At 74.0% G+C, this 11,666-nt stretch carries 10 protein-coding genes; 3 read left to right on the top strand and 7 right to left on the bottom strand.

Features of this window, described 5'->3' with window-relative positions; genetic code table 11:
- Positions 1 to 38 precede the first annotated feature (38 nt).
- Entirely contained in the window at positions 39 to 1,973 is a 1,935-nt protein-coding gene (locus OG295_RS02850; RefSeq protein WP_371675366.1) for a bifunctional UDP-sugar hydrolase/5'-nucleotidase, read from the bottom strand.
- 186 nt (positions 1,974 to 2,159) lie between these two features.
- Here OG295_RS02850 and OG295_RS02845 point away from each other — a divergent pair, with 186 nt between their 5' ends.
- Positions 2,160 to 2,927 carry a serine/threonine-protein kinase gene (locus OG295_RS02845; protein ID WP_371675364.1) on the top strand — a complete coding sequence of 256 codons (768 nt, stop codon included), beginning with the start codon at positions 2,160 to 2,162 and terminating at the stop codon, positions 2,925 to 2,927.
- On the opposite strand, the gene OG295_RS02840 is transcribed toward OG295_RS02845, so the two are convergent.
- Together OG295_RS02840 and OG295_RS02835 are read right to left on the bottom strand one after the other, a co-directional pair.
- Positions 2,875 to 3,312 carry a hypothetical protein gene (locus OG295_RS02840; RefSeq protein ID WP_371675363.1) on the bottom strand — a complete coding sequence of 146 codons (438 nt, stop codon included), beginning with the start codon at positions 3,310 to 3,312 and terminating at the stop codon, positions 2,875 to 2,877. The two genes, OG295_RS02845 and OG295_RS02840, sit on opposite strands and share 53 nt — an antisense overlap.
- A 130-nt stretch (positions 3,313 to 3,442) precedes the next feature.
- Positions 3,443 to 3,661 (bottom strand): hypothetical protein, encoded by a 219-nt coding sequence (locus OG295_RS02835; protein ID WP_371675362.1) that lies wholly within the window; start codon positions 3,659 to 3,661, stop codon positions 3,443 to 3,445.
- A 76-nt stretch (positions 3,662 to 3,737) separates the two neighbouring features.
- Between OG295_RS02835 and OG295_RS02830 the strand changes: the two genes are divergently transcribed.
- Complete coding sequence (locus tag OG295_RS02830) at positions 3,738 to 4,271, top strand: DM13 domain-containing protein (RefSeq protein ID WP_371675361.1); 534 nt, start codon at positions 3,738 to 3,740, stop codon at positions 4,269 to 4,271.
- Positions 4,272 to 4,337: 66 nt separating this feature from the next.
- Here the strand turns inward: OG295_RS02830 and katG are convergent, their stop codons facing one another.
- Positions 4,338 to 6,569, bottom strand: a complete 2,232-nt coding sequence (gene katG, locus OG295_RS02825) for a catalase/peroxidase HPI (protein ID WP_371675360.1) — start codon at positions 6,567 to 6,569, stop codon at positions 4,338 to 4,340.
- A 378-nt stretch (positions 6,570 to 6,947) separates the two neighbouring features.
- On the opposite strand from katG, the gene OG295_RS02820 reads away from it, so the two are divergent.
- Positions 6,948 to 7,364 (top strand): Fur family transcriptional regulator, encoded by a 417-nt coding sequence (locus OG295_RS02820; protein WP_371675359.1) that lies wholly within the window; start codon positions 6,948 to 6,950, stop codon positions 7,362 to 7,364.
- 39 nt (positions 7,365 to 7,403) lie between these two features.
- Here the strand turns inward: OG295_RS02820 and OG295_RS02815 are convergent, their stop codons facing one another.
- The 3 genes from OG295_RS02815 to OG295_RS02805 form a co-directional block, all read right to left on the bottom strand.
- Entirely contained in the window at positions 7,404 to 8,636 is a 1,233-nt protein-coding gene (locus tag OG295_RS02815; RefSeq protein ID WP_371675358.1) for a VWA-like domain-containing protein, read from the bottom strand.
- Entirely contained in the window at positions 8,633 to 9,925 is a 1,293-nt protein-coding gene (locus OG295_RS02810; RefSeq protein ID WP_371675357.1) for an AAA family ATPase, read from the bottom strand. The genes OG295_RS02815 and OG295_RS02810 overlap by 4 nt, the downstream gene beginning before the upstream one ends.
- A 105-nt stretch (positions 9,926 to 10,030) precedes the next feature.
- Positions 10,031 to 11,458, bottom strand: a complete 1,428-nt coding sequence (locus OG295_RS02805) for a hypothetical protein (RefSeq protein ID WP_371675356.1) — start codon at positions 11,456 to 11,458, stop codon at positions 10,031 to 10,033.
- Between the last annotated feature and the right edge of the window lie 208 nt (positions 11,459 to 11,666).

Genomic DNA, 11,666 nt, shown 5'->3' with positions numbered 1-11,666 from the left:
GCATATAACGTGCCCCTAACCCGTGCCTTACGAAGCGCTCAGCAGACCGGACGGCCCCCGGTGGAGCCCGCTGCGGCCTCGGCGGCCGCCACGGGAGGCGGCACCGACGGCAGCGGTTCCCCGAGCGGGACCAGCCGGCCCGGCCGGCCGGCCGCCAGCGCGCCGCCCTTCGCCGAGACCCGGCCGGTCGGCACCGCCCGCAGGGTGCCGAGGGCGGCGACGTACGCGACGAAGCTGTCCGTGTCCCGCCGGTGCCGGGCCGGATCCCGGAACCCGCCGAGCGCCGGGTACCCGTCCTGCCCGGTCAGCGTGTACGAGGACGTCACCACCCGGTACGTGCTGTCCAGGCGCAGCGCGGAGCCCCCGATGAGCACGTCGGCGGGCGCCACCCGGTCACCGGCCGGCCCCGAGGCGTCGAAGGAGTACCGTACGTTGGCGGAGACCGCGAGCGGCGCGTACGTCAGCCGGCCCTGCGCGTCCTGCGCCCACTGCTGTTCCAGGGCGTCGTGGAGCTGCCGTCCGGTGACCGACGCCGTGACCAGGGGACTGCCGTACCCGACCGCCCGCCAGGCCCGCTCGAAGGTGACGGGATCCTCCGTGGCGGACCCGAGGAGCAGGTCCGTGTTGATGAGGCTCCGGCCGGTCCGCGGGGCCAGCGCGATCAACGCCAGGTCCGCGGCGTCCCCTTCGGGATGCGGGCTGGTGTCGAAGGAGTCCGCCGGCTGAGCCGAGGCCCACAGCGCCCAGTCGGCCACCAGGTTGCCCATCGTGCTCTCCCCGGCCGGTGACAGGGCGCGGCGGAACGAGGCCCGCTGTCGGCCGATCGTCGTGCCCGCGTACCGGGTGGCGTACCCCTGCCAGTAGTCGACCACCTTGCGCATCTCCGGATCGGGCTCGACGTCACGGGTGTTGGGGTGGTTGGTCGACGTGGTCAGCTCCCGGGCGACGGCACCGGTCACGGGATCGAGGCGCAGGGTGATCTCGTTGACGATCTGGCCGTGGCAGCCCGCCTCGACGAACGGCCGCAGCCGCCCGGAGGGATCGGGAAGCATCATCGTGAAGGCGCAGTGCCAGTGCCCCGTCACGATCGCGTCGATGTCCGCGGACACGCGCAGCGCCAGGTCGTACGCCGGCCCGCTCGGGTCGCTGCCCGAGTCGAACGCGGATCCGGCCACCGCGCCGTCGTGCATGCTGAGCACGATGGCGTTGACCCCGCGGGCCTTGAGCTCGGCGGCGCAGCGGTTCGCGGCGGACACCTCGTCGAGCGTGGCCAGGCCCGGCTGGAAGGAGTTGGAGAACCGCTCCGTGCCCAGGGCGGTGAGGTGGATGAAGCCGAGGGGCAACCGCCGTCCGCCAGGGGCGCTCACCCACTCGACGTGGTACGGCGGGAGCACGGTCGCCCCGCCCGGTCCCGCGACGGCATTGGCGCTGTAGTAGCGGAAGTCGGCGCCGTGGAAGCGCCTGCCGCGCGAGTCCGGGAACGTGTTCGTGCGCCCCTCGCCCTCGTGGGGCAGGCCTTGCTCCATGTGCCGGACGAGGAATCCGGGAGTGCGGTCGAACTCGTGGTTCCCGGCCGTCGCGAAGTCGAGCCCCATCAGGTTGAGCGCCTCGATGGTCGGCTCGTCGGACAGGGCGAACGCGGGGAACTCCCAGCCCGAGAAGAGGTCGCCCGGCGCGAAGAAGAAGGAGTTGGCGCGTCCGGCCCGCAGCCGCCGCAGATGGGTGGCCATGTACGCGACCCCGCCCACCGTGTACGTCTGCCCGCCCGCTCCGGTGATCACGGAATCCCGGGCGGGCGGGGCACTCAAGTAGCCGTGCAGATCGGTGATGTTCAGCAGTTGCACGTCCACGTACCCGGCTCCGCTGACGGTGTCGAGCGCCGCCCGGGTGGCCGCGGCGGCGGTACCCGTGACGGCGCGCACGCCGACGGCCCCCGCCGCGGTCAGGAAGACGCGCCGGCCCAGTCCGTTCATGGACACTCCCTCAACGACGTACGAGAGCTGCTGGAAGGGTTCGTGCACCGGTCTCCCCGGCCCGCGAGACCAACCGGTGTGCGCTATGCGCCCGGTAGGCGAACCCGGGACGAACTCCGGGTCCCCGCCACGGCGTCCTGCCCGGCCCGACCGGCAAGCGGAGACCCTCTCCTGACGGCTCGTCTGATGTTGGGGGACAGGATGGAGCGGTTGGAGGAGGCCGACCCGGTAACGGTCGGCGGGTACCCGACCATCACTCCAGCAAGCGTGGCGGCCATCGGCGCGCTGCCCGAGGAACCGGTGCTGCGGATGACCGCGGGACTGGCCACGGCCCTCGGGGACATCCACCGGGCCGGCCTGGTGCACCGGGACCTGAAGCCGTCGAACGCGCTCCTCGCCGATGACGGGCCCCGCGTGATCGGCTTCGGGATCGCGCGGGCGGCCGACGGCGAGGACGGCAGCGAACTGACCACCGCGGGCCGGCTGGTCGGCTCGCCCGGGTTCATGTCGCCCGAGCAGGCCCAGGGAGCCCCGCTGGACCCGGCCAGTGACATCTTCTCCCTCGGGACGGTGCTGGTCATGGCATGCACGGGAGCGTCCCCGTTCACGGGGCCTTCCATGCCCCAGACCCTGTACAACATCGTGCGCACCGCTCCCGGTCTGCAGCGGCGTGATGACGAGCGCCGCGACCGGGAGCGAGACGGGGCCGAGCCGCTCCTCGGGCGAGCGCCTCAGTACCGTTCCGGTTCCACGGCGTCGACCGCGGCCCGCAGCTCCCCGTCTCCGGCGGACAGGTCCCGCGCGGCGGCCGGCAGCCCGCGGCCACTGGGTGGTGTTCCGGGGGCGCACGGATACGGGCCCCGGCGAGCGGGGCCCGTATCGGCGGCACGGCGGGGCACTGTCAGGCGGTACGGGTGCTGGTGCGGCCGCTGTCCGTGCACAGGGCCCAGATGACGAAGAGGGAGACGGCGATCGAGACGAGCGCCCACAGTGGCGTGTAGGGCAGCCACATGAAGTCGAAGATCACGTTGATGGAGGCCAGCGCCACACCCATGACCCGTGCCCAGCCCGCGCCCTTGAGGAGACCGGCGCCGACGATGAGCAGGACGATGCCGAGCAGCAGGTGGATCCAGCCCCACGCTTGGACGTTGAACTTGAACACGTAGGAACCCAGCCGCGTGTAGACCTCGTCCTGCGCGATTCCGGAGATGCCCTTGATCACGCCGAGGACGCCGTCCACCAGCAGCAGCACGGCGGCGAACATCGTGCCGCCCGCGGCCCACGCGCCGCTGGCGCTGTGGGGCTGGGGAGACCTGGGGGTGGTGCTCTGTTGGGACACTGAATGCTCCTTGGACCGAGGGACGCCGCTTCCGGCAGGCAGTCCCATCGTTCGGCGGCGCCCGGGAGGGGGACACCGGAGCGCGGCCGTTCGGGTGAATTCCGCGGGGCCGCCCTGCGGCGGGGGCGGGTCAGGCCCGGTTCCGGCGGGCCCGTGTGCCGCGTACGGGGCGCACCGCGCGGGTGATGCCGAAGCCGAGGAGCCGGGGCGGGACGGTGATGGCACCCGCGTACGCGCCGGGGTGGCCGATGAGGCCGTCCCCCTGGTGGTCGTCCCCGTTGCGGCGGGGCAGGCGCACGATCGGGAAGACCGCCGGGATCCCCGCCGGCCTCCGTAAGACTTCCGTCATCGCGGCGCCCCTGTCCCCGGGGATGCCGGCGCCGTTCAATGGCGGGAGACGGAACAGCGAGGGAAGGCGGAGTGCGGTGGCCACGAAGAATCGGCGCCGGGGAGCGGTCGTCGCGGTACTGATCGCGGTGACGGCGGTGCTGGGGGCCGGCCTCTACTGGTTCCAGCCGTGGAGGCTGTGGCAGGACGACACCGTCCGCGATGCCCTTCCGGTCGCCGGGCCCGCCCCGGCCTCCTCGCGGTCCGCTCCCGCGGAACCCCGTACGGTCGCCCGGGGCACGCTGATCAGCCACGAGCACACCACCACGGGCACGGCCAGGATCATCCGTCTCCCCGACGGCAGCCACACCCTGCGCCTGGAGGGCCTGGACACGAGCAGCGGCCCCGACCTGCGGGTCTGGATCACGGACGCGCCGGTGAAGGAGGGCGTCGCGGGCTGGCGCGTGTTCGACGACGGGAAGCACCTGAGCCTGGGCGGGCTCAAGGGGAACAAGGGCGATCAGAACTACGCGATCCCCGCCGGCGTGAACCCCGCCGAGTACACCAGCGTCACCATCTGGTGCGACCGCTTCGACGTCTCCTTCGGCGCGGCCCCCCTCACCGCCGTGTGACCACGGCGGTGAGGGGTCCGGGCCCGTGCCCGGGCCGGCCGCGGCGGGCCGGCCCGGACCTCGGACTCAGACCAGGTCGAACCGGTCCAGGTTCATGACCTTGTCCCAGGCGGAGACGAAGTCCTTGACGAACTTCTCCTTCGCGTCGTCGCTCGCGTACACCTCGGCGACGGCCCGCAGCTCCGAGTTCGACCCGAAGACCAGGTCGGCGCGGGTGCCGGTCCACTTGACCGCACCCGTGGAGGCGTCGCGGCCCTCGAAGGTGTTCTGGTCGCCCGACGTCGCCGTCCACGTCGTGCCCAGGTCGAGCAGGTTGACGAAGAAGTCGTTGGTCAGGGACCCCGGGGTGGTGGTGAACACCCCGTGCGCGGTCTGCTGGTGGTTCGCACCCAGCACGCGCAGGCCGCCGACGAGGACCGTCAGCTCCGGCGCGCTCAGGTTCAGCAGGTTCGCCCGGTCGATCAGCAGGTACTCGGCCGGCAGGCGGTTGCCCTTGCCGAGGTAGTTGCGGAACCCGTCGGCCACCGGCTCCAGCGCGGCGAACGACTCCACGTCGGTCTGCTCCTGCGTGGCGTCCGCGCGGCCCGGGGTGAAGGGGACCACCACGTCGAAGCCGGCGTCCTTGGCGCCCTGCTCCACGGCGGCGGCGCCGGCGAGCACGATCAGGTCGGCGAGCGAGATCCGCTTGCCGCCGCCCTGGGCGGAGTTGAAGGAGCTCTGGATGCCCTCCAGGACGCGCAGCACCGCGGCCAGCTGGTCGGGCTCGTTGACCTCCCAGCCGACCTGCGGCTGCAGGCGTACCCGTCCGCCGTTGGCGCCGCCGCGCTTGTCGCTGCCGCGGAACGAGGACGCCGAGGCCCACGCGGCCGAAACGAGCTGCGACACCGTCAGGTCCGAGGCGAGGACCTGCTGCTTGAGCGCGGCGATGTCCGACGCGTCGACGAGCTCGTGCGTCACCGCCGGCAGCGGGTCCTGCCACAGCAGCGTCTCGGAGGGGACCTCGGCGCCGAGGTAGCGCACGACCGGGCCCATGTCGCGGTGGGTCAGCTTGAACCAGGCGCGGGCGAAGGCGTCGGCGAACTCCGCCGGGTTCTCGTGGAAGCGCCGGGAGATCTGCTCGTACGCCGGGTCGATCCGCAGCGAGAGGTCCGTCGTCAGCATCGTCGGGGCGTGGCTCTTCGACGGGTCGTGGGCGTCCGGGACGGTACCGGCCCCGGCGCCGTCCTTCGGCCGCCACTGGTTCGCGCCGGCCGGGCTCTTGAAGAGCTCCCACTCGTAGCCGAACAGGATGTCGAAGAAGCTGTTGTCCCAGGTGGTCGGGGTGTTCGTCCAGATGCCCTCCAGGCCGCTGGTGATCGCGTCGGCGCCCTTGCCGGTGCCGTACGCGTTCTTCCAGCCCAGGCCCTGCTGCGCCATCGGGGCGGCCTCGGGGTCCTCGCCGACGCTCTCCGCCGGACCCGCGCCGTGGGTCTTGCCGAAGGTGTGACCGCCCGCGATCAGGGCGACCGTCTCCTCGTCGTTCATCGCCATCCGGCGGAAGGTCTCACGGATGTCGCGGGCCGCGGCGAGCGGGTCCGGGTTGCCGTTGGGGCCTTCCGGGTTGACGTAGATGAGGCCCATCTGGACCGCGCCGAGGGGGTTCTCCAGCTCGCGGTCACCGGTGTAGCGCTCGTCGTCGAGCCACGTGGTCTCGGGGCCCCAGTACACGTCCTCGTCCGGCTCCCAGACGTCGGCGCGGCCGCCGCCGAAGCCGAAGGTCTCGAAGCCCATCTGCTCCAGGGCGACGTTGCCGGTCAGGATCATCAGGTCGGCCCAGGACAGGCTCTGGCCGTACTTCTTCTTGACCGGCCACAGCAGGCGGCGGGCCTTGTCGAGGTTCCCGTTGTCCGGCCAGCTGTTCAGGGGCGCGAAGCGCTGCTGGCCGGCCCCGGCGCCGCCGCGGCCGTCGCTGATCCGGTAGGTGCCCGCGCTGTGCCAGGCCATGCGGATCATGAACGGGCCGTAGTGGCCGAAGTCCGCCGGCCACCAGTCCTGCGAGGTCGTGAGCACCTCGGCGATGTCCCGCTTGACGGTGGGCAGATCGAGGGCCTTGAAGGCCTCCGCGTAGTCGAACTCCTCACCGAGGGGGTTCGCCACGGCGGGGTTCTTGGCGAGGATCTTCAGATTGAGCCGCTCGGGCCACCACTGGCGGTTGCCTCCGCCCTGCGTCGGGTGCGGAGCGCGGTCGTGGGCGACCGGGCAGCCGCCCGGGCCCTCCGACTTCGCCTCTGTGACGATTGCATCGTGGTTCTCAGACATGGGAATCCTTCCGGACCTGGTCGATCACAACGCTCGAAAACTGCATGCGGGTGAAGGGTCCGGGGCGCGGGGCCCCGGTAACCGGCTCGTGCCCGTCGGCCGCCATGACGTCACGGGGGCCACGGCGCGGACGGTCGAGCGCGGGGGAACGGGCGGCCCGCACCTGCGGGCCGACGCCGTACGGCTCCTCGGCGGTGGTCCGTCACGGATCCGATCTCCTGCCGCTCTGGAGTCTTCCTGTCCCTTGGCTATCTACGAATCCGATCCTACGATGGACGGAATCCAAGTCAAGAAGTACACCAAGACCCTGTCCTCCCGGATCCCGGACGACCGTCGCCACGTTCCGGACATCCGGCCGACCCGAACGGGTGAGCCGACATGAGTGACCTGCTGGAACGCCTGAGAGAGCGCGGCTGGCGCCTGACGTCCCAGCGACGGGTGGTCGCGGAGGTCCTCGACGGCGACCACGTGCACCTCACGGCCGACGAGGTGCACGCCCGTGCGGTGGAGCGGCTGCCCGAGATCTCCCGGGCGACCGTCTACAACGCCCTGGGCGAGCTGGTCTCCCTCGGGGAGGTCGTCGAGGTCTCCACCGACGGCCGGGCCAAGCGCTACGACCCCAACGCCCACCGGCCGCACGAGCACCTCGTCTGCTCCGGCTGCGGACTCATCCGCGACGTCCACCCCACCGGCGACCCGCTGGCCCAGCTGCCGGCGGACGAACGGTTCGGCTTCACCGTGTCCGGCGCGCAGGTCACCTACCGGGGGCTGTGCCCCGCCTGCGCCCGCGGCTGAAACCCTCCTCCGCCGCTCGACCCCGCATGGGCCGGGGCGCTAGCCGATCTCCACCACCCGGGCCCACGCGGGCGGCGCGTCCGGAACGTAGTCGGGATCGTCCTCCCGCCACGAAGCCCCCCGGGGGAAGAGGCCCACCACCGTCCGGCACCCGGGCCGGTCCGCCGGCCACGGGGTCTGCCCGTCGGTCAGGACCACGATCACGTCCGGCCGGGGGGCCGTGCGCAGCGCGCGGGCGAAACCCGCGCGCAGATCGGTGCCCCCGCCGCCCACCAGCGCGAACCCCTCGGCATGGCACAGCGGGTCCGCCACCCGGGCCGCCGCGTCGCACGCCACCACGGTGACGAGGTCGCGGCGGCCGCCCACGGCCCGGGAGATCGCGGTGACTTCGAGGAGCGCGCTGCCCAGTTCGGCGTCGCTCACCGAGGCGGAGGTGTCGATGATCACGCAGACCCGGGGCGGCCTGCGCCGCAGACTCGGCAGGACCGCGCCCGGCACCCCGGCGGAACGCCGCGACGGCCGCCCGTACGTGTAGTCCTCGCCCGCGCCGGAACCCGAGACGGCCGAACGCAGCGCCGCCCCCAGCAACTCCCGCCACGGCTGCGGCGGGTGGAACGCCTCGTCGGCCCACCGGCGCCAGCCCCGCGAGGCCCTGCCCGGGCGGCCGGCGATGCCCTGGGCCACCCGGAAGCGGACCGCGTCCGTTTCCTGCTCGCTGAGCCCGTGCGCGCCGTCCGGGCCCAGGTCCCACTCACGGTCCAGTCCGTCGGCCCCGCTGCCGCAGTCCAGCCAGGTCAGGTGCAGGGTGCCCGCTCCGAGGCTGAACCGGCGGAGGTAGTCCTCCATCAGCTCCCCGGGGGACAGCCCCAGGCTCCCCGGCGTGACGGCCCCTTCGGGTGCCACCAGCCCGTCACCGAAGGCGTCGTCGTTGATCTCGCAGTCCGCGGCGATGTTCATCCTCAGCCGGTCCCCGGGCCCGGTCAGCCCGTGCTCCCGCGCGAGCCGGTCACCGCGCCCGTGGTGATCGCGCAGCAGGTGCGACACCTCGTGGACCCACACCGCGGCGAGCTCCTCCACCGGGGTGCGCTCCACGAACCCGGGCGAGGCGTAGCACCGCCAGTGCCGGTCCACGGCCATCGTCGGCACCCGCGGCGACTCCACGACGTGCAGGGCGAACAGGGCCGTCGCCAGGTAGGGCCGGGCCCGTACGGCGTACAGCCGGGCCGCGAACAGCTTGTCGAGGTCCAGCGTCCCGCTGGGTCCCCCGGTCACGCGCCGGCCTCCGCGTCGGCCCGGCCCGCGACCCGGGCCGCTGCCCGGTCGGCGCGCCGGGACAGCGTCACCACCCCGGCGAGCCGCTCGATCGCCGGTGGCACGTCCCAGTCCTCCTGACGCAGCGAGGCGAGGGTCGTCGCCGGCACCACCACCAGGTCCGGGGCCCCCGTCTCCAGCGCCCGCACCAGCAGCGTCCACGCCGCGTCCCAGCGGGACCGCTCGGGGCGCGCCCGGACGGCGGCCACCACCGCGTCGAGCACGGTCTGCCGCAGGTCCCCCCGTTCCGGAAGCGCGGCGCCGGCCGGGTCCGCGAGCAGCGTCTCCGGGTCCGGGAGGTCCATGCGGTCCAGCCAGGCCAGCAGTTCCAGACCCGGGCCGTCTCCCACGGTGCCCCGGACCAGCAGGGAGAGCACCTCCCGGGAGGAACCGGCGGCCGTCGCGAAGGCGGTGAGGCACAGGGCCATGTCCCAGCTCCGGGGCGACGGCCAGGGGCCGCCCCGGCGCGCCTCGCCGCTGGGCAGCAGGTGGACCAGCTTGGGCCGGGCCGTGAGCAGTCCGCACACCGCGCGGCGGGCGAAGGCCACGGCCTCCGGCAGGAGTACGGGGTCCAGCGTCGGCAGGGTCGCGCGCGGCCAGGTCCCGCCGAGACCGCGTACGACGACCTCGTGGTCGTGGGTCCACTGGAGGTGGACGAACCGGTTGGCCAGGGGCGGGCTCAGCTCCCAGCCGTCGGCCGCCGAGCCCCTCGGGTTGGCGGCGGCCACGATCCGTACCCCGGGCGGCAGTTGCAGCGCGCCGATCCTCCGCTCCAGCACCAGGCGCAGCAGGGCTGCCTGGACGGCGGGCGGCGCGGTGGACAGTTCGTCCAGGAACAGCAGCCCCCGGCCGGCCCGCACCAGGCGCACGGCCCAGTCCGGGGGTGCCATCGGCACGCCCTGGACGGCGGGGTCGTCGCCGATGACGGGCAGTCCCGAGAAGTCGGACGGCTCGTGCACGCTGGCGATCACCGTGGTCAGCGGCAGGTCCAGGGCCGTGGCGAGCTGGGTCAGGGCGGCGGTCTTCCCGATCCCCGGCTCGCCCCACAGCAGCACGGGCAGGTCGGCGGCCACGGCCAGCGTCAGCGCCTCCAGTTGCACGTCGGGACGGGGTTCGGTGGTGGTTTCGCGCAGGAGGGCCAGCAGGTCACCGGCGACGTCGAGCCGGGCGGGCGGGGCGGCCGGGCCGGTCTCCGCGGGGGCGGTGCGGACGGGGACGGGGGAGGGGGCGTGCGAGGACAGTACGGACATATCGATCACCTGTGGGTTCGCGGGAGACGGGCGGGCAGGCGGGCGGGCATGCGGAAGCAGGGGTGCGGCGGGGAGGGCTGGTACGGCGGACCCCGGCCGGAGGGGTCAGCGGGCCGTCGCGAGACGGGGTCGTGGGCGGTGGCCGCGCGGACGGCTCCGCCCGTCGAGGACGCGGCCGGGCCCGGGCCCGGCCAGGCCCGCCCGGAACAGTCCGTACGTGAGGCGCCGTTGCGCCGCCGCCCGGAGCTCGTCCCGCAGGGCGCCGCCCCGCAGCACCGCGTCGGGGCCCAGGAGCCCCTCCACGACGGCCAGCGCGCCGGCGGTGTCCCCGTGGTCGAGGCGCTCGCGGACGCCGGTGAGGCAGTCGGGACGGCGGTGCGCCTCGTCGATGGCGCGCAGGCAGGGCAGCGCGGTCCCGCCCAGCGCCACCAGCAGTTCCTCGCGCCGGATCTCGTCCGGACCGTGGTCCAGCGCGGTCAGCACCCCGCCGACCGGGCCGATCCGGTGCCGGGCGCCCCGGCACTCGACGAGCCGGGGCCCGCCGGGCGGGTACGGGTCCCGCCGAGGGCCGGCCGGCGTGTACCCGGGCTCCAGGGCGGACGCGACCAGGGGGTGGAGCCGGCCGGCCTCGATCAGTCCGGCACGCAGCAGTTCCAGGTCGGGCGGCACCCGGGTCGCCGCGTCGGGCAGGACGGGCAGGACGCGCGCGTCGCGGTCCCCGGTCACGGAGGCGGCGGCGTCCCCGGACACGGTCGTGATCCGGAGCGCGGGCGGCCCGGAGCCGTCCCCGTCCGCAGCCAGGTCGAGGAGCAGGTGCCGACGCATGCCGAGCCGTACGGTGACGGCTCCGGCGGCGCGCCCCTCGGCGCGGAGCAGGATCCCGGCCTCGGCCGCCCACCGGCCGACGGCGAAGCGGTGCCCGTCCGGGACCGTTACCGGCGGCTCCGGACGCGCGACGGCACCACCACCGGCCGGCGGCGCGCCCGCTCCGGCGCGGATCCGCAACTCGTCGCTGCGGCGCGCGTCCCAGAGGTGGCGGTGCAGGTCGAGGCGGAACCGCCGGTCGGGGCGCGGGTGGGGATGGCGTGGTTCACCGGGTTCGGGGCGGGAGCGGTCGTACAGCGCGAGGCTGAACCGCTGGCCCCCGTCCGCCCAGGCGGGAGGCGTCCGCACCACGAGGTGCACCGGGCACGAACCGTCGTACCCCGCGCCCTCGTACCGGGCCAGCGTGAGGGTCAGCCCGGGACGCAGCAGCCCGTCGGGAGCGACCCGCGGCAGGTGCCAGCGCAACAGGTCCGGAGCCAGATGGCGCAGGTCCGCACGGATCCGCGCCGCCAGGTCACGGCCGTGGGTGCGCGCCAGTCGGCGCAGGTCCAGGTCGACATCGATGCCCGCGGCGGCGCAGGCGCCCGCCCAGTCGCCCGCACGGCGGCGGGTGGTGGCGGTCTCGATCATGGTGGCCGGCACGGCGAACTCGCGCACGCGCAGCCAGAGGGAAAGGCGGGAATCCCCGTACACGTCGTGAGTGAGCATCAGCGCTCACCTTGCGTGGACGGGACCCCCGATCTGTGAAGGGTTTCGGTGGTCATCGCGGTGATCATAGCGCTCCGCGGGTCTTCCGGCCAGAAGTTGGCGGAGGGGCGGCCGCGCAGGGCCGGAACCGGCCTCGACGTCAAGGGCGTTGACGCGGTTCCCGCCGGAAAACCGCCAGTCCCGGGCTCGTTCCGGCCGACCCCGGGGC

Origin of the sequence: Streptomyces sp. NBC_01276, assembly GCF_041435355.1 — a bacterium.
Lineage (GTDB): Bacteria > Actinomycetota > Actinomycetes > Streptomycetales > Streptomycetaceae > Streptomyces.
Note: the sequence above shows the minus strand (reverse complement) of the source record. Positions and strands in the feature narration are given on the sequence as shown.

Excerpts from the sequence above, each read along its gene's own strand:
- OG295_RS02850 (WP_371675366.1), bottom strand. The coding sequence starts at position 1,973 with ATGAACGGACTGGGCCGGCGCGTCTTCCTGACCGCGGCGGGGGCCGTC.
- OG295_RS02845 (WP_371675364.1), top strand. The coding sequence starts at position 2,160 with ATGTTGGGGGACAGGATGGAGCGGTTGGAGGAGGCCGACCCGGTAACG.
- OG295_RS02835 (WP_371675362.1), bottom strand. The coding sequence starts at position 3,661 with ATGACGGAAGTCTTACGGAGGCCGGCGGGGATCCCGGCGGTCTTCCCG.
- katG (WP_371675360.1), bottom strand. The coding sequence starts at position 6,569 with ATGTCTGAGAACCACGATGCAATCGTCACAGAGGCGAAGTCGGAGGGC.
- OG295_RS02820 (WP_371675359.1), top strand. The coding sequence starts at position 6,948 with ATGAGTGACCTGCTGGAACGCCTGAGAGAGCGCGGCTGGCGCCTGACG.
- OG295_RS02810 (WP_371675357.1), bottom strand. The coding sequence starts at position 9,925 with ATGTCCGTACTGTCCTCGCACGCCCCCTCCCCCGTCCCCGTCCGCACC.
- OG295_RS02805 (WP_371675356.1), bottom strand. The coding sequence starts at position 11,458 with ATGCTCACTCACGACGTGTACGGGGATTCCCGCCTTTCCCTCTGGCTG.